The sequence below is a fragment of the Paenibacillus thiaminolyticus genome (genome assembly GCF_007066085.1).
GTDB lineage: Bacteria > Bacillota > Bacilli > Paenibacillales > Paenibacillaceae > Paenibacillus_B > Paenibacillus_B thiaminolyticus.
In genome coordinates this window covers 2715560-2732254 of sequence record NZ_CP041405.1, presented here as the reverse complement: position 1 = coordinate 2732254, position 16695 = coordinate 2715560, and the positions used below count along the sequence as shown (strand labels likewise).

Annotated in this window: 13 protein-coding genes, 1 pseudogene, 1 riboswitch and 2 other annotated features (1 of these 17 running past the window's edge); of the genes and pseudogenes, 10 read left to right on the top strand and 4 right to left on the bottom strand. The window is 52.5% G+C overall.

Features of this window, described 5'->3' with window-relative positions; all coding sequences use genetic code 11:
- Positions 1-121: a binding site (T-box leader), on the top strand (it extends 198 nt beyond the left edge of the window).
- A gap of 40 nt (positions 122-161) precedes the next feature.
- Positions 162-412 (top strand) — a binding site (T-box leader).
- A gap of 60 nt (positions 413-472) precedes the next feature.
- On the top strand, positions 473-2101 hold the full coding sequence (locus FLT43_RS12290; protein ID WP_087444650.1) for a 2-isopropylmalate synthase: 1629 nt from the start codon (positions 473-475) through the stop codon (positions 2099-2101).
- Positions 2102-2503: 402 nt separating this feature from the next.
- Entirely contained in the window at positions 2504-2980 is a 477-nt protein-coding gene (locus FLT43_RS12285) for a YbaK/EbsC family protein (protein WP_087444651.1), read from the top strand.
- Positions 2981-3116: 136 nt separating this feature from the next.
- Here FLT43_RS12285 and FLT43_RS12280 read toward each other — a convergent pair whose 3' ends face one another.
- Together FLT43_RS12280 and mgtE are read right to left on the bottom strand one after the other, a co-directional pair.
- On the bottom strand, positions 3117-5090 hold the full coding sequence (locus FLT43_RS12280; RefSeq protein ID WP_087444652.1) for an ABC-F family ATP-binding cassette domain-containing protein: 1974 nt from the start codon (positions 5088-5090) through the stop codon (positions 3117-3119).
- A gap of 327 nt (positions 5091-5417) precedes the next feature.
- On the bottom strand, positions 5418-6764 hold the full coding sequence (gene mgtE, locus FLT43_RS12270; protein ID WP_087444653.1) for a magnesium transporter: 1347 nt from the start codon (positions 6762-6764) through the stop codon (positions 5418-5420).
- A 367-nt stretch (positions 6765-7131) separates the two neighbouring features.
- A riboswitch (M-box (ykoK) riboswitch) is annotated at positions 7132-7306 on the bottom strand.
- 182 nt (positions 7307-7488) lie between these two features.
- Between mgtE and ftsW the strand changes: the two genes are divergently transcribed.
- The 8 genes from ftsW to groL all read left to right on the top strand — a co-directional run bounded on the left by ftsW (position 7489) and on the right by groL (position 15021).
- Positions 7489-8598, top strand: a complete 1110-nt coding sequence (gene ftsW / locus FLT43_RS12265) for a putative lipid II flippase FtsW (protein ID WP_087444654.1) — start codon at positions 7489-7491, stop codon at positions 8596-8598.
- 43 nt (positions 8599-8641) lie between these two features.
- The gene (locus FLT43_RS12260) at positions 8642-9805 is read left to right on the top strand and encodes an FtsW/RodA/SpoVE family cell cycle protein (RefSeq protein WP_164776445.1); all 1164 of its coding nucleotides are present in this window, start codon (positions 8642-8644) and stop codon (positions 9803-9805) included.
- 267 nt (positions 9806-10072) lie between these two features.
- A complete protein-coding gene (locus tag FLT43_RS12255; RefSeq protein ID WP_244194359.1) occupies positions 10073-10756 on the top strand; it encodes a 5-formyltetrahydrofolate cyclo-ligase in 684 nt (227 codons plus the stop codon).
- Positions 10757-10874: 118 nt separating this feature from the next.
- Positions 10875-11366: a MogA/MoaB family molybdenum cofactor biosynthesis protein gene (locus tag FLT43_RS12250; protein ID WP_087444656.1), complete on the top strand. Its 492-nt coding sequence runs from the start codon at positions 10875-10877 to the stop codon at positions 11364-11366.
- Between the two features lie 113 nt (positions 11367-11479).
- Complete coding sequence (gene tatA, locus FLT43_RS12245) at positions 11480-11752, top strand: twin-arginine translocase TatA/TatE family subunit (RefSeq protein ID WP_087444657.1); 273 nt, start codon at positions 11480-11482, stop codon at positions 11750-11752.
- Between the two features lie 69 nt (positions 11753-11821).
- Complete coding sequence (gene tatC, locus FLT43_RS12240; RefSeq protein WP_087444658.1) at positions 11822-12604, top strand: twin-arginine translocase subunit TatC; 783 nt, start codon at positions 11822-11824, stop codon at positions 12602-12604.
- Positions 12605-12992: 388 nt separating this feature from the next.
- The gene (gene groES, locus FLT43_RS12235) at positions 12993-13274 is read left to right on the top strand and encodes a co-chaperone GroES (RefSeq protein WP_006676838.1); all 282 of its coding nucleotides are present in this window, start codon (positions 12993-12995) and stop codon (positions 13272-13274) included.
- A gap of 118 nt (positions 13275-13392) precedes the next feature.
- A complete protein-coding gene (gene groL / locus FLT43_RS12230) occupies positions 13393-15021 on the top strand; it encodes a chaperonin GroEL (RefSeq protein WP_087444659.1) in 1629 nt (542 codons plus the stop codon).
- 317 nt (positions 15022-15338) lie between these two features.
- On the opposite strand, the gene FLT43_RS30120 is transcribed toward groL, so the two are convergent.
- Both FLT43_RS30120 and FLT43_RS30860 read right to left on the bottom strand, forming a co-directional pair.
- Positions 15339-15731, bottom strand: coding sequence for a site-specific integrase (locus tag FLT43_RS30120; RefSeq protein WP_244194360.1), 393 nt, complete (start codon positions 15729-15731; stop codon positions 15339-15341).
- Positions 15682-16110 (bottom strand): annotated as a pseudogene (locus FLT43_RS30860) (Arm DNA-binding domain-containing protein); the annotation flags it as partial. The gene FLT43_RS30120 and the pseudogene FLT43_RS30860, both read right to left, overlap by 50 nt.
- Between the last annotated feature and the right edge of the window lie 585 nt (positions 16111-16695).

Genomic DNA, 16695 nt, shown 5'->3' with positions numbered 1-16695 from the left:
CGCATCGCCATGATCCGGATCCGGCGATGTGAAGCATAAGCGGACGAACGCTTCATCTTGAGCGCGAAGATGAAGGTCGTCAACTAGAGTGGTACCACGGCATCTACCTGTCGTCTCTAACGAGATGGCAGGTTTTTTTGTTATCAACGAACATGTATATATCGAACACGTAGAACGGGAGCAGTAAGACACGGAAGCCGATCAGAGAGCTGCGGGGTGGTGCGACGCAGTGGCGGAACGTCTGAACTCGCCCGGGAGTGGAGCGGCTGAACCGGCTGATGGCGTCCGTAAGGATATCCGCGGCGGTAGGCGGCTACGGTACCTGACCGTTATCAGGCCGAGGGGGAGGAGCATGCAGATGATCTTCCAACGAGAGTGGTACCGCGGCAGAGCAGAGCTTGTCGTCTCTTTAGAGACGGCAGGCTTTTTTTATGCACGAGTGACGAGAAAATAGATTACGGGAGGAATCGCAATGACTATACATGCACAAGGGAATGCGAGGCAGGCAGTTGGGCAAGAGCAGGAGAAGCGGATGATTCAGATTTTCGATACGACGCTGCGGGATGGCGAGCAGGCCCCGGGCGCGGCCTTGACGCTGCCGCAGAAGCTGGAACTGGCGGAGCAGCTCGTCCGGCTCGGGGTGGACGTGATCGAGCCGGGCTTCCCGATCTCGAGTCCGGGGGAATTCGAAGCGGTGCAGCGCATCTCCCGCCTCTATCCGCAGGTTGAGATCTGCGGCTTCGCGCGCGCGGTCCGGGAGGATATCGACGCGGCCGTGAGGGCGACAGCCGATGCCGCCCAGCGCCGGATTCATGTATTCATCTCGTCATCGGATATCCATCTTCAGCATCAGCTGCGCAAATCGCGCGCCGAGGTGAAGCAGATGGCGAGAGAGACAGTGGCCTATGCGAAGCAATTCGCCGATCGCATCGAATTCACGGCCATGGATGCGACACGTTCGAATGTGGACTTCGTCATCGAGCTGGTGGAGACGGCGATTGAGGAAGGCGCGTCGATTATCAACCTGCCGGATACGGTCGGTTATGCGCTGCCGGAGGAATACGGGGCGCTGTTCCGCAAGGTGCGCCAGGGTGCCCGCGGGGCCGAGCATACGATCTTCAGCGCGCACTGCCATAACGACCTGGGGCTGGCGGTCGCGAATAGTCTGGCGGCGATTCAAGCGGGCGCGACCCAGATCGAGGTGACGGTCAACGGGGTTGGCGAACGGACGGGGAACTGCGCGCTGGAGGAATTGATCATGGCGCTGGATACGCGCGGCGATGCCCTGCAGGCCGCGACCCGCATTCGGCCCGAATATTTGTACGAGACATCGCGCGCGGTCAGCCGGATGATGCATTTCCCCATTGCCTACAACAAGCCGGTGGTCGGACGCAACGCCTTCCAGCATGAATCCGGCATCCATCAGGACGGCCTGCTCAAGAACCGCAGCACGTATGAGATTATGGATCCGGTGAAGCTGGGCATCCCGCATCATATGATTGTTCTGGGCAAGCATTCGGGCCGGCACGCGCTCAAGCACCGCGCGGAGCAATATGGCGTCCATCTCAATGCCGACCAGTTGAACGAAGTGTATGATCGCTTCAAGCGCGTGGCCGATGCGCAGAAGGTCGTAACGGATGATCAACTGCTGCAATGCATCGGCGAGACACTGAACGAGCAGCTGGAGCCGTTGAGCCTGCTTGACGTCGAAGTGGTGGCGGGCACTGACCGCAAGCGGGCCGCGTCCGTGACCGTGCAGGAGCAGGCGACAGGCAAGAAGCAGACGTATGCCGGTGTAGGCAGCGGACCGATTGAAGCCGTCATTCGCGCCTTGTCCCAAGCTGTTCGGGAGCCGATCCGGTTCGAGGATCTGGAGCTGCATTCGCTCTCTTCCGGGGAAGAGGCGTCGGGTGAAGCGGTCGTGACGGTGTCGCTCGATGATCAGGTGTACCAGGGAAGCGCGACGCATCAGGATATCGTACTGGCTGCGGCCCAAGCTTATATGGCTGCTTGCAATCAGGCGCTTCGCGGCGCCGGTGCTCATGGAACACCTATTGAAGAGGCGGAGCTCGTGTCCGCCCAGCGTCACGATGTATCCTGATGCGGATGTGGACAAAGTTATCCACATATCCTGTTGAAAATGGGGATAAAACGCTTACTCCCCTTTAGGACCAAGGTCTAGATCCAGGTGAAAAAGAGGATAGATTTTTCAAGATATGCCCTGCTAGTTGTGGATAATGTGGATAAAACAGTGGATAATGTTGGGGGTTTCACGAAAACCATTGGTATGACAGCGAAAAATGAACATGAAGCATGGAATCAGCAGCCTCTCGCCCTGTCGCGATCTGTGTATAACTTGTGATTTACAAGTGCGTGGTGAATCCCGGGGTTCATGACATGAAAACGGGCAGCCGCCGCAGCCTGCAGGATAAAGATGATCGAGGAATAACGCGCTATTGATTTCAGCAGTGGATTGGATTCGAGGCAGGAGGAAATCATCATAATGGAAAAAATGAATGATCGAGTGCAAGCGGTGCAGGACAAATTGGAGGAGCTTGGCTTCGCCAATCGGGTCGTCGTCCTTCCGGACAGCGCGCGCACGGCCCAGGAAGCGGCAGAGGCGATCGGATGCGAGGTCGCTCAGATCGCGAAGTCCATCATCTTCCGGATGAAGCAGTCGGAGAAGCCGCTGTTGGTGGTCGCAAGCGGAACCAACCGCATTAACGAGAAGCGGATTGGGCAGGAGATCGGCGAGAAGCTGGGCAAAGCCGACGCAGATTTTGTGCGTGAGCATACGGGATTCGTCATCGGAGGCATTCCGCCAATCGGGCATAAGGAGCCGATGGTAACGCTGATCGATGAAGATCTGCTTAGGTATGCGGAAATTTGGGCTGCGGCGGGACATCCGCACGCCGTCTTGCCGCTCACGCCGCAGGAGCTGATCGTCATGACGGGCGGGCGGGTGATGCCGATCGTCTAGGAGGCAGCGGCATCGTGGACGTGCCTGCCGTCTTATGGCAAGGGGCCGCCCTCAGGGTCCGAACAGACCTCGGGGCGGCCCCTTGTTCTTATGATAGGGCGGCATGCATGCGAGCGTGCCTCTTCTTCACGGCTTGCTAGGCTTCCATCAGCTGCTCCCATTCGGCGTATACCGCGTTCAACGCTTCCTTGTCTTCATCGAGCTGCGCCTGAATCGCTTGAATGCGGACATAATCGTTATAGACGTCCGGCTCGGCAAGCTCCAGCTCGCGCTCCGCGATCCTCGCTTCCAGGGCGGCAATCTGCGTCTCCAATTGCTCCAGCTTCCGCTGGCGCGCGCGCTCCTCGCGCTTGGCCTGCTTGTCGGCCTCATAGGCCTCCGCCGCGCTCAAGCCCGCATCGGCCGCACAGTCCGCCGCGGGGCTGCCCTGGAACGCGGCCGGCTTGCTTGGCGCCGCCGGCTGGAGCGAGGCGCGAATCGCTTCGTCTTCGGCAAGCTCCTGCTTTTTGGTCATATAGTCGTCATAATTGCCGAGATACAGGTGCGTTCCGTCCGCATCCAGCTCGATGATGCGCTCCGCCATCTTGTTCAGGAAGTAGCGGTCATGGGAAATGAACAGCAGCGTGCCTTCATAGTCGTACAGCGCCGATTCCAGCACTTCCTTGCTGAACAGATCGAGGTGGTTGGTCGGCTCGTCGAGAATCAGCACGTTCGCCTGCTGCAGCATCAGCTTGGCTAGGGCGACGCGCGCTTTTTCCCCGCCGCTCAGGGAAGCGACCTTCTTCGTCACATCATCTCCGCTGAACAGGAAGTTCCCCAATACGGTCCGTATCCGTACCTCCTCCAGATGAGGATAGGCGCTCCACACTTCTTCGAGCACCGTATGGTTCGGATTCAGCGTCGATTGTTCTTGATCATAGTAGCCGATCGAGACATTGGTACCCCAGCGGCAGCTTCCGTCGCGATGGGGATGCTTGCCGATCAGCACCTTCAGCAAGGTCGACTTGCCGATTCCATTCGGACCGATAAGGGCGACCATCTCGCCGCGCTTCAGATCGAATTCCGCATGGCGGAACAATGGATCGGCGCCGTCATAGCCCGCGGAGAGCTGCTGCACATGCAGCACATCCTTGCCGCTCTGCCTCGTCGTCTCGAAGCGGAAATGCGCCTTCTTCAGCTCGCCGGCCGGTTTGTCCAGCCGCTCCATCTTCTCCAATGTCTTGCGCCGGCTCTGCGCCCGCTTCGTCGTCGAAGCGCGCACGAGGTTGCGCTGGACGAAATCCTCCAGCCGGGCGATGTCGTCCTGCTGCTTCTCATACAGCTTCATCTGCTGCTCGTACTCGGCCGCTTTTAGTTCCATATACTTCGTATAATTGCCGGTGTAGCGCTTCGCCTGATGGCGTTCGATCTCGATAATGGTGGTGACCATCGCATCGAGGAAATAACGGTCGTGAGACACGACCAGCACCGCTCCCGGATAGGAACGGAGATAATTCTCGAGCCAGGTCAGCGTATGGATGTCCAGATGGTTCGTCGGCTCGTCCAGCAGCAGCAGATCGGGCTGCTGCAGCAGAATGCGGGCCAAGGCCAGCCGGGTCTTCTGGCCGCCGCTTAGCGTATGGATGGGCGTGCCCGGATCCATCTGGCTGAAGCCCATCCCGTGAAGAATGCTCCGCACCCGCGTCTCCATCTCGTACCCGCCCTGCATGCGGAACCATTCCGAGCGCTCGGCGTATCTGCGCATCACCGCTTCATGGCGGGCGGAGTCGGCGGCGGTCTCCGGGTCCGCAATCTCATGTTCGAGCTGCCGCAGCTCTTGTTCCGCTTCCACTAATGGGGCGAATACGAGCATCATCTCGTCCCAGATGGAGCGGTTCGATTGCAGTCCGCTGTTCTGGGCCAGGTAACCGATCCGCGTTTCTTTGGCTTTATAAATGGTCCCGTTGTCCGGGGACATCTCTCCGGCGATGAGCTGCAGGAGCGTCGATTTGCCGGCCCCGTTGACGCCGACCAGCCCAATCCGCTCGCGCTCCAGAATCTGCAGCGTAATATTCGACAATACGGGAGTTATCCCGTAACTCTTGCTCATGCCGTTCACTTGAAGCAGCATAGGGGTATCTCCTCCGTTGATAACAAGCTATTTTCGCATAAGGATCCAAAAATAACAGAAGCATCTGTTTCGGCCTGACACATTTTCTATTCTCGCCGATCGCGGGAAATTTGTCTAATCAATCCGGCCGTGAACCGATAGATATCGTCGCTAGTGCTATATCGATTCACTTATGATCGGGCAAGCGGCTCCGGATCCGGATAGCAGCAACGGGAGGAGATAGTATTATGCACCGAGAGCCCCATCCCGGCAGAGGATAGGGCTCTCGATAGGCAGCGATAGCGATATTCGTTATCACTAAAACACGCAGGATTGGATCCGTTCGAATCACAAGTTCAGCATCATTTTAGCCAAAGTAAAGTAGATGATGAGTCCGGTACCGTCCACCAAGGTGGTAATAAACGGGCCGGAGACAACGGCCGGATCGACTTTGAGCTTGTGCAGCACCAGAGGCAGCACAGCGGCGATGAGGGAGGCCCAAATCACGATAAAAATAGCCGTGACAGCGACGACGCTTCCGATATCAAAGCCAACGCCCAGTATCTGTGCACGAATAAAGGTTGCGACTCCCATACAAAGTCCCAGAATCAATCCGGTGGACACCTCTTTACGGATGACTCTGAAGATATGCTTCGGCTTCACTTCCCCGAGAGCCAAGGCGCGAACGAGCGTCGTTACGGTCTGTGTTCCCGTATTTCCGCCCGTGCCGACTAACAAGGGGATAAAGAATGCGAGCGCAATTACTTCCGAGAGCGTGTCTTCAAAATGACGCAGCACATTCCCCGTATAGGCTTCGGCTACAAATAAGATAAGCAGCCATCCGATTCGCTTGCGGAATAATTTCCAAAAGGAATTTTTAAAATACGGCTCTTCTAAAGGCTGGCTTCCACCTATTTTCTGAAAATCTTCCGTTGCTTCCTCATGGATAACGTCAATTAAGTCATCGACCGTAATAATCCCGATCATTCGCTGTTCATCGGTAATTACGGGAAGAGCCACCAGATCATAGTTGGATAAAATCGTCGCCACTTCCTGCTGGTTCATGCGCGCAGACACCGACACGAAATCTTTGAGCATGATGTCCTCTAGTCTGGAGTCAGCCTGGGCGAGGATAGCTTGCTTCAGGGAGACGATCCCTACCAGCTTGCCGTTATTATCTAGCACATAAAAGTAAGAGACCAATTCCGCATCTTGCCCGACTTTACGGACGTGCTGCAGCGTATGCTCCACCGTCCAATAATTCCGCACCGCAATATAATCAACGGTAGCCAGACTTCCCGCCGACTCTGGAGGGTATTGCATCAGAGCGCTGATTTTCTCCCGGTAATCGGCAGGCAGAAGCCCTAATAAAGTTCCGGCTTGGTGGGGATGTATGGCCAGCAGCAGATCGGCCACTTTATCGCTGGACATTTCATTAAGCATGGAAGCTGCTGTCTCCTTGGTCCCGCGGTCCAAAATTCGGTACTGCAATTCGGGATCGACATACTCCAAAATCTCTGCCCCGAGGGGAATAGGTAGTACGGCAATAAATCGAATTTGGTCGTTTTCCTGAAGCTCGATTAACATCTCGGCTAAATCATAAGGTTGGTACCGGGCCAGAAAATCGGTAAGGGCGTCCTGATTTTGTTCGGACAATCTGTCCTTCAATTCTTGAATCATCCATTTTTGTTCCATCATAATTTCCTCCTATCCGCAAACATCCTTCCACACATTGTTCCTTATTATCCATTCCTAACAGACACAAAAAAGCTCTCCCTGCACATAGGAAGAGCTTGTAGTTCCTGTTCTCCTTACACTCACTGCTTACATCTATGCATACTTAAATACACCTGCCCTGATACCAGGCAGCATGCGAATCACAGTATGAATCACAGGTAAGGGTAAGGAGAACCTCGTTCTCACTCTTCACAAGACTATGAACTTGCTTAGATGATGGACTACTGGAACTACTATCCATTGGGTGTTCTCCCCCCTTTTTCGAATAAAATAAAAACCCTCCAGGAGTCCTAGAGGGTTGAATGAATGCACGCAAATATAACATTCCCGCGCCCCCTAGTTGAGTTTTAGCACTATGCAACGTAAAGAGAAGCCTTCTTCTCTTAGCCACCTTAAGAAAAGCCTTAATCCGGCAATTCCTGTTCTACCCATGGGCATCTTTCGATATTTCTGGGCAGTGGCCTATGTTTGCATAGGAGCCTCACCTAACAAGGTCTTTACGACATGTTAAACCTTAACCCGGCTTTTTGATTTTGTCAACCTCCCGGGAACAACTTTAACCTTTTCATAACCTTTTTTGGCTGATGAGTCAATACACTTGATAGTGTTACAGGAACAGCGGGGGCATAGATGCCCATCCTTTTAACGTTTTCATTTTGCAGGATGCACGAGGTGATTTTTTTTGAAGCAAACGATAAAAGGCCGTCCGGATTTTTTGCTGCTTTTTGTGACATTGCTGCTGGTCATGTTCGGATTGGCGATGATATACAGCGCCAGCTCGGTCGTCGTCAGCCTGAAGTATGAGAAGCCGTCCTATTATATGTCGAAGCAAATGTTGTTCGCTCTCATCGGCCTTGTCGCTATGTTTGTATTCATGAACATTCCCTTTCGCAAATGGAGCAAGGCCGCACCCTTCTTGCTTCTGTTCTCGATTGTGCTGCTTGTGCTCGTTCCTTATTTCGGCATCAAGGTGAATGGGGCGACAAGATGGTTCAGTGTCGGCGGCATGCGGTTCCAACCTACGGAATTCGCCAAGCTGGCCCTGATCATCTATTTGTCACATCTAATCAGCAAAAAAGGAGAGCGGATTCGCGTTTTCGCTAGGGGATTGCTGCCCATTTTGATTGTGATTGGGGTCATGCTGCTTCTAATTATGCTGCAGCCGGATTTTGGCTCGGTGATGATCATTACCATTATATCCATGACCATTATTATTATCGGCGGGGCGAATATGCGTCATATTGTGATGCTGAGCGGGGGATTTGGAGTGCTGTTGGTCTTTCTTGCCTTCAGCCGCAGCTATCGCTACCAGCGGATTATTTCGTTTTTGAATCCGTTCGATGATCCGGAAGGGTCAGGCTACCAATTGATTCAATCTTTAATCGCGCTGGCTCACGGTGGGGTGACCGGAACGGGATACGGCCAGAGTGTGCAGAAGCTGTTCTATTTGCCGGAAGCGCACACCGATTTTATTTTTGCCATCATCGGAGAAGAATTCGGTTTTGTCGGCGGGTTATTGCTTTTGTTTTGCTTTTTTCTCTTCTTTTGGCGCGGCCTGATGGCAGCTCTTCGCAGTGATGAGCCCTTCGGAATTATGCTCGGAACGGGCATTATTACCATGATATTCGCCCAATTCGCGTTCAACCTGGGGGCGGTAACCGGGGCGATGCCGATTAAGGGCGTACCGCTTCCGTTCATCAGCTATGGAGGCTCTTCTCTCTTGTTGTGCATGGCCAGCACCGGAATTCTGTTAAACATTTCTCGTGATAACGATCGGAGACAGCGCGAATAGGCATGCCTTCCTACACAACCTACGAACTAGAGGTACTCACATGATGTATTATATTCGCAAGCTGAAAAAATTGGACAAGCCGATGCTCCTGGTGCTGCTCGGCCTTATGATTTTCGGGACGATAGCCGTGCATGAAGCGACTTCGGGCACGAATCTCGATGGCTTGTACAAGTATAGCATTATATTTTTCGCTCTCTTCCTTATTCCGATGCTGCTGATAGCGCTGCTTGATTACTCTATATTCACCGGCGCCGTATCTTATATTTTGTACGGAATCGGGCTTGCTCTGCTTCTGCTCGTGATGTTCACCGGAGAAAATATCAATGGAGCGGTACGATGGATAAGAATCGGCAGCTTCCAGCTTCAGCCCTCCGAATTGGTGAAGATAGCTACCGTGCTCGTTACTTGTAATCTGCTGCAAAAACGGTCCGGCCATAAGCTCCGGTTCATTCAGGATTTGCTGCCGATTGGCGCCGTGTTCTTCATTCCTGCATTCATCGTTATGAAGCAGCCGGATTTGGGCACTGCGCTGGTGTTCGTCGCCGTCCTGCCCGTCATGCTGTGGATGGGCAACATTCGCGTCTGGCATATGCTGCTGCTGCTCGCCTCGATGGCCCTGCCGATTGGGGGCGTCTGCTGGCTGTATTTTGCGAATTATGATATCCTGGCCGAGCTGTTGAAGCCCCATCAATTGTCAAGAATCGAGACCTTCCTTGAACCAGGCCTCGATCCTGATAAATCGTGGCATGTCAATAACGCCATGAACGCGATCGGATCGGGTCAAATGAGCGGAAATTCAGGCTTCTACGTTGAGCGTGGGTACATTCCGTATGCGTATTCGGATTCCATCTATGTGGTCATTGGCGAGAAATTCGGATTTATCGGTTCTTCGATTCTGTTGCTCTTATTTTATTTGCTTATTTTCCGCATGCTGTATATCGCCCGGGAGAGCCGGGATCTGGCGGGGTCCTATCTCGTTGTCGGGTTGACCGGCATGCTGCTGTTCCAAATATTCGTCAACATCGGCATGCATATCGGCCTGATGCCGTTGACGGGCATCTCGCTTCCGTTCATCAGTTACGGGGGAAGCTCCTTGCTGGCGAATATGCTGTGCATCGGCTTGGTGCTGAGCGTCCATATCCATAAGGACGAGCTCAAGGAGGACATCGGCATCGTACCAGATACAGATGGTGGACAAAAAATGTAACGCAGCGAATTAACCCTCTGCGCACTGCGCAGGGGTTTTCGAATTCGTTGAGATAGGGAGCCGCTAGCGTATATGACACGCGGAGATCGTGCGATACGGCGTTTGCTGCGTAAATATGGGCCGGATGGTGGCGCTAACGGGGGAAGGATGGTAAACTAAGGTTGAAAATAATGAAAAATGAATGAAAATGTGAGTACATACCTAATATAGATTGCCCTGCGGAATTCCGATACCACTTCAGGGCGGATATCGAAGGGGGCGGTAACGTTGACGGCAGCGGAGGACAAGCGAATGCTTCGTCTGCAATACAAGGCGCGCAGGAAGGCGGTCAGCCAGCAGGAGCGGGAGGCCAGCAGCGAGGCCGTATGCCGGCGGGCGTACCCATTCATGAAAGCGCTGCGAGAGCGGCATTCCCGCCCCTTGCATTTGTGCGCCTATTTTCCTTTTGGCAATGAGCTGGATATTACCGCCTTGCTCCTTGATTGCCGGCAGCACGGCGATGCCGTCTATCTTCCGCGCACGGAAGCGTCTTCGCGGACGATGACGCTGCACCCATGGACGGAGGATACGGTGTTCACGAGCGGCACCTTCGGCTTGCAGGAGCCAGGCCCCGATGCGGAACGGCTGGATCCGGAGCATTGGGACCAGCTGGACGCCATTCTTGTCCCCGGCATCGCCTACGACCGGCAGGGCGGACGGCTCGGGCTGGGTGCCGGATATTATGACCGGTTCTGGCATGCTTATCTGGAGGTGCTGGACCGCGCGCCACATGGCCGAAGACGCGCCAATCCCGCCGTGCGGGTGGCCTGCATCTATTCGTGGCAGCTGGCGGAGCGCGTGCCGATGGAAGCGCATGATATTGCCGTCGAGTGGCTGATTACGGAGGACGAGATCATTGCTTGCGCAGCCGACACAGATCTGCTAACCGGGAAGAACGGCAGCCGCGGGTAAGCGTGGATAGAATCACATCGCATGCGGAAGAAGGGCAGGCGCCCTTCCTGCGCGTGCTAGTCGTGCTAGTATATTGAAGAAGGCCGGTTACGCCGGCTAGGCGGGAGGAGGAGCCCTGATGCGCTGGAAAGTAGCAATATTGACGGCGAGCGACAAAGGTTCCCGGGGAGAGCGCGAGGATACGAGCGCCCAGGTCATTCGGGAACTCGTCGAAGAAGAACTGCATGGTGAGATTGTGGAATATCGGATTGTGCCGGATGAGATGAATGACATCTCCGCATCACTCATTGAGATGGCCGATTATTTTCAGGCCCACTTGATTATTACGACGGGCGGAATCGGTATGGCGGAGCGGGATGTGACGCCGGAAGCGACGCTCAAGGTCGTTGATCGGCTCGTGCCGGGAATGGCGGAAGCGATGCGCTTCGCTTCGATGCAGAAGCAGCGCCGGGCGATGCTGAACCGCGGCGTGTGCGGGGTGAGGGGACAGACGCTCATCATCAATCTGCCCGGAGACCCGAAGGGCGTACATGAGAATCTGCTGCCGATTATGGATCAGATTCCGCATGCGCTCGCTGTGCTGAACGGTCACTATAAGGGCGCGGAATAGAACCCGTCTTAAATAATGTTACAGATTATTTGGTATATTACGGATGGCGCGTATGATATGATGTAGATCACAAGCACTCTATTCTAGGATCTGCAGAAAGGAGAAATTTTGCTATGTTCAACGGCATTGGCGTCTCGGGAATACTTCTGCTCTTGGTCATTGCGCTATTATTGTTCGGACCGAATAAGCTGCCAGAATTGGGACGGGCCTTCGGCCGCACTCTGCGGGAATTCAAGGAAGGCGCACGCGATATTATGGGGGATGAGCCGAGCGCGAAGCCCGCTCGCCAAGAAATTCAGACGGTTGACTTAGAACCGGCTGGTCAGGAGCCGGCCAAGGCTTCCGTCGAAGCGAACAGCGCGAATCAGCGCCGCCTCCCTGAGTAACGGGAGCACTGTCTGTTATTCTGCGGGCCGGGCCCGCCGTTTACCATGGAAGGAACAGGTTGGTGAGGCATGTCGAATGTAACGGAAGAACAAATGACGCTGGTCGAGCACATTACGGAGCTTCGCAAACGCGTCGTCTATATCATCATTGTCCTGGTCATCGGCCTGGTGGCAGGGCTCCTCGTCGCTGATCCGATATACGAATATTTGCGCAATACGGAGCCGGCCAATCAGATGCCGCTTCACGGCTTCTCGCTATGGGACGGGATTGGGATATACATGAAGTTCGCCTTCATTATTGCATTGGCTGTGACACTCCCGTTTGCGATGTACCAGCTGTGGGCTTTTGTCAGCCCTGGGCTTCGGGAAATAGAACGGCGTGCTGCCCTTCGGTACGTCCCTTTTGTATTTGTGCTGTTTTTGCTCGGACTGTCCTTCGCCTATTTCGTCGTCTTTCCGATGGCGTTTTCTTTTACGTCAGGCATTAACAAGCATATGAACTTGACCGAGACGTACGGCATTACGCAGTATTTTACGTTCATGTTCAATCTGCTGATCCCGATCTCTCTGCTCTTCGAGCTGCCGGTTGTCATTATGTTCCTGACCCGGATCCGGTTGTTGAACCCGCTGAGATTGCGGAAAATGCGGCGGATTGCCTACTTTGTCTTGATTTTGCTCGGGACGATGCTGTCTCCGCCGGATATTGTCTCGGATTTGCTCGTGGCGATACCGCTCCTCATTCTCTATGAGATCAGCGTATTCATGTCTTCGCTCGTCTATCGGAAGCAGTTGCTGGAGCAAGAGGCATGGGAGAAGGAATTTGAGGAAGGCGCCGATACGACGGCGGTCTGATTATGAGTTCGTTATGCAGGTGTAACAGGTTCGCATGGAGCGTTCATCTTGTTGTGCCTGCATTTTTTGTGCCTTGGTGACGAATGCGGCCTCTATGCGCGCTCGACGCTAAGCCGTGGGAAGAGTGGATTGGTATGAGGAGGATTGGATAAAATGGGTAAGGTGTGATCGCGGAAGCGCCGGATCGGAAAAATAATTTTTTCATACGAAACCCTCTTGCAATGTAAACCCAAAATCAGTATCATAGAAATTGGTTATTAGCACTAAGCATCATCGAGTGCTAACACCGGGCGAATGCTTCGTTTTTGAGGATTCTACCGCTGCCTGTCCGTCAGGCGCCGGGGAATTCTTCACCTTATAAACTCTTGTTCAAAGGAGGCTATTTTTCATGATCAAACCATTAGGTGAGCGCGTATTGATCGAACCAATCGCGAAGGAAGAAACTACAGCTTTCGGTATCGTTCTGCCGGATACGGCGAAGGAGAAGCCGCAAGAAGGCAAGGTTATCGCGGTAGGCAACGGGGTATGGAAAGACGGTCAACGTGTGCCGCTCGATCTGAAAGAAGGAGACCGCGTTATTTTCTCCAAATATGCCGGTACTGAAGTGAAGTATGAAGGCAAAGAGTATTTGATTATGAAAGAAAGCGACGTTCACGCTGTTATCGGCTAATCGGTCCGGCGGAACAGCCTTACTGACATAAGTACGCTCGAGTCTCCGGAATGGAAGACTCCCAGACGGACATACATGCACGTCGTATCATTCTGAATGAATTGAGGAGGGTTTCACGATGGCAAAAGAAATCAAGTTCTCGGAAGACGCACGCCGTTCCATGCTTCGCGGGGTTGACGCTTTGGCTAATGCGGTGAAAGTGACACTTGGACCGAAAGGCCGCAACGTCGTATTGGAGAAGAAATTCGGTGCTCCGCTTATCACGAACGACGGTGTGACGATTGCGAAGGAAATCGAACTGGAAGACGCGTTTGAAAACATGGGCGCTCAACTGGTTAAAGAAGTAGCTACCAAAACAAATGACGTTGCCGGTGACGGTACGACGACCGCTACGGTTCTGGCTCAAGCGATGATTCGCGAAGGCTTGAAGAACGTTACGGCTGGCGCCAATCCGATGGTCGTTCGCAAAGGGATCGAGAAAGCAGTAAAAGCTGCAGTCGAAGATCTGAAGAAAATTGCGAAGCCAATCGAGAACAAGCAAAGCATCGCTCAAGTCGCTGCTATCTCTGCCGATGACGAAGAAGTCGGTGCATTGATCGCAGAAGCAATGGAGAAAGTCGGCAATGACGGCGTAATTACGGTTGAGGAATCCAAAGGCTTCAATACGGAGCTTGAAGTTGTAGAAGGTATGCAATTCGACCGCGGTTATGTATCTCCATACATGATCACGGATACCGACAAAATGGAAGCTATCCTCGATAACGCATATATCTTGATCACAGACAAGAAGGTTTCCAACATCCAAGAAATCCTTCCTGTTCTTGAGAAAGTCGTTCAACAAGGCAAGCAGCTCCTGATCATCGCTGAAGATGTGGAAGGCGAAGCTCAAGCAACCTTGATCGTGAATAAGCTTCGCGGCACATTCACTTGCGTAGCCGTTAAGGCTCCAGGCTTCGGCGATCGCCGCAAAGCCATGCTGCAAGATATCGCTGCATTGACTGGCGGTCAAGTGATCACGGAAGAACTCGGCCTTGAATTGAAATCGACTACGATCGAGCAATTGGGTACAGCACGTCAAATCCGTGTTACGAAAGAAAACACAATCATCGTTGACGGTGCTGGCGCAAAAGAAGACATCAATGCTCGCATCAAGCAAATCCGTACGCAGCTCGAAGAAACAACTTCCGAGTTCGACAAAGAGAAGCTGCAAGAGCGTCTGGCTAAGTTGGCTGGCGGCGTAGCCGTTATCAAAGTCGGCGCTGCAACGGAAACCGAATTGAAAGAGCGCAAGCTCCGCATCGAAGATGCTCTGAACGCGACTCGCGCAGCCGTGGAAGAAGGCATCGTTGCCGGCGGTGGTACGGCATTGATGAACGTATACCAATCGGTAGCGGCCGTTCAATCGAATGACGATGAATTGACTGGTGTTAACATCGTGCTTCGCGCGCTGGAAGCTCCGGTTCGCGCGATTGCGGACAACGCAGGTCAAGAAGGCTCCATCATCGTTGAGCGTCTGAAGAAAGAAGCGACAGGTATCGGCTACAATGCCGCTACCGACGAGTGGGTCAACATGATCGAAGCGGGTATCGTCGACCCTGCGAAGGTAACGCGTTCCGCACTGCAGAACGCCGCTTCCGTAGCAGCTATGTTCTTGACGACCGAAGCGGTTATCGCTGACAAGCCAGAACCAGAAAAACCAGCTATGCCTGACATGGGCGGAATGGGCGGCATGGGCGGAATGATGTAATAAGACCAGGAACCCTTGTTGCACCAAGGGTTCCGCGTCTGTTAATTTCATTTTGTTAACTCTGAATCCGTTTTTTAGAGGCTCTCATTAGTTCGCCGAACTTTTGAGAAGCCTCTATTCTTTTTGGTTTGGTTATGTGTAGGTAAATTTTTCGTGTAATGTCGTCGTCTGCATGTCCAAGTCTTTGCATGATCTGCTCAAGGCTGACTCCAGCTTCAGCGAGTAATGAAGTGTGAGTGTGTTTTATTGGTGGGGTGTAAGTTCTTCGTTCAGTTCAGCTAATTTTAAGAGGTGTTTCATTCTAAGTTGAATCATCTTTATAACCTCGGGGTATCCGGCATATTGGCTACCTTGGCAAAAACAAAACCCTGGTCATAGTAAGTGTTCGGCCTTTTTGTCTTCTCAATTTGTTGAATTGTAAGGAGGTTTTTAAATCCTTCGATTATTTCTGGCTCCTCATCAATCTCTCTTATCGAGGATGTGGTTTTAGGTGTGTTTAGAACATATTTACTGTAATTGTTATTTGGGTTGTATAACGTCTTCGTTATGCAAATTTTATGTTCTTCAAAATCAATATCGGTGTCTTTAAGTGCACAAAGTTCCCCTACCCGAAGGCCTGTGTAAGCAAGAATAGGAAGTTCATCGTTCTTCTCAAGCTCCTCAACAGTTCTTATTTGTCTTAGGTACATATGCGGATTCGGTAGGATCATTTTTTACGGCCCCGATCTTTATTCCGTATCTAATTATCATCCTTGCAGTTGAATGGACACCGGAGAGTGTGTTTTCGGCAAGTCCCTTCTTTTCTTCATCACCTTCCTTAAGAGTTATTAGCGCTTTTTGATAGTCGTCAGATGAAATGTCACAAGCAATTAATTTTGCGAAACATGTTAAAAAAACATCTCTCTCGTGGCTCCTAGCTCTAATTGTTCCGTTCTTTTTGGGTTTTCCGTGCTTACTGTAGTGGTCTAACCACTGGCTTGATAATTCCTCAAAAGTAATTTTGTTCTCTTTAACATAGGTCCCGCGGTTTATCTCAGTAAGTATCTCGGCTGCAGCTGCTTGAGTGTCCTTCTTTGTTTTAAATCCGCCTTAACCGAGTTGTTTTCGTTCTCCTGTCCTTGGATCTTTCCCGATATCTATCATGAAAGACCACGTTTTCCTTCGCTTGTAAAAACTTCCTTTCAAGGAGTCACTCCTTACATTGATGGTCTATAGTGCCCTGCGTAAACGCCGCATATTATCAGTTCATTCGGACTCACCTCCTCAGACTGATAAGCTTCGTTTTTGGGAGAAAGCATGAATTTAGGAGAACCTTCACTGATCCTCTTTAAACTCCCTTCTTACTGTTAATAATTGCGGCCACAATTTGACCGTTTAAACTCTGCTTATGAGGCTTTGCGTAGAAAAACAATGTCTCCATTTTCCATTCCAGCATTCTTCATCGAGTCACCTTTAACTCTTTACGCATAGTCTGGTTGTTGAACATTCAAGAATGGGAAATTCGTAATAGATTTGCTTGACCATGATGATCATTTCAGGGCCAAGGGCTACACCGGACTACCTGAAACATTCGACCTTGCGGACATTAGCCCGGCGCCTGTCGTGGGAACAATACAGTTGACCGAAGAGCAATACAGCCAAATAGCAGCAGAACACGCAGGCGGTGGAGAGTGC

Bases quoted from the DNA above. Each gene is read 5' to 3' on its own strand.
- FLT43_RS12250 (WP_087444656.1), top strand. From the start codon at position 10,875: ATGCGCTGGAAAGTAGCAATATTGACGGCGAGCGACAAAGGTTCCCGG.
- mgtE (WP_087444653.1), bottom strand. From the start codon at position 6,764: ATGGAACAAAAATGGATGATTCAAGAATTGAAGGACAGATTGTCCGAA.
- groES (WP_006676838.1), top strand. From the start codon at position 12,993: ATGATCAAACCATTAGGTGAGCGCGTATTGATCGAACCAATCGCGAAG.
- FLT43_RS30120 (WP_244194360.1), bottom strand. From the start codon at position 15,731: ATGATCCTACCGAATCCGCATATGTACCTAAGACAAATAAGAACTGTT.
- tatA (WP_087444657.1), top strand. From the start codon at position 11,480: ATGTTCAACGGCATTGGCGTCTCGGGAATACTTCTGCTCTTGGTCATT.
- tatC (WP_087444658.1), top strand. From the start codon at position 11,822: ATGTCGAATGTAACGGAAGAACAAATGACGCTGGTCGAGCACATTACG.
- FLT43_RS12290 (WP_087444650.1), top strand. From the start codon at position 473: ATGACTATACATGCACAAGGGAATGCGAGGCAGGCAGTTGGGCAAGAG.
- FLT43_RS12285 (WP_087444651.1), top strand. From the start codon at position 2,504: ATGGAAAAAATGAATGATCGAGTGCAAGCGGTGCAGGACAAATTGGAG.
- groL (WP_087444659.1), top strand. From the start codon at position 13,393: ATGGCAAAAGAAATCAAGTTCTCGGAAGACGCACGCCGTTCCATGCTT.
- FLT43_RS12260 (WP_164776445.1), top strand. From the start codon at position 8,642: ATGTATTATATTCGCAAGCTGAAAAAATTGGACAAGCCGATGCTCCTG.
- FLT43_RS12280 (WP_087444652.1), bottom strand. From the start codon at position 5,090: ATGCTGCTTCAAGTGAACGGCATGAGCAAGAGTTACGGGATAACTCCC.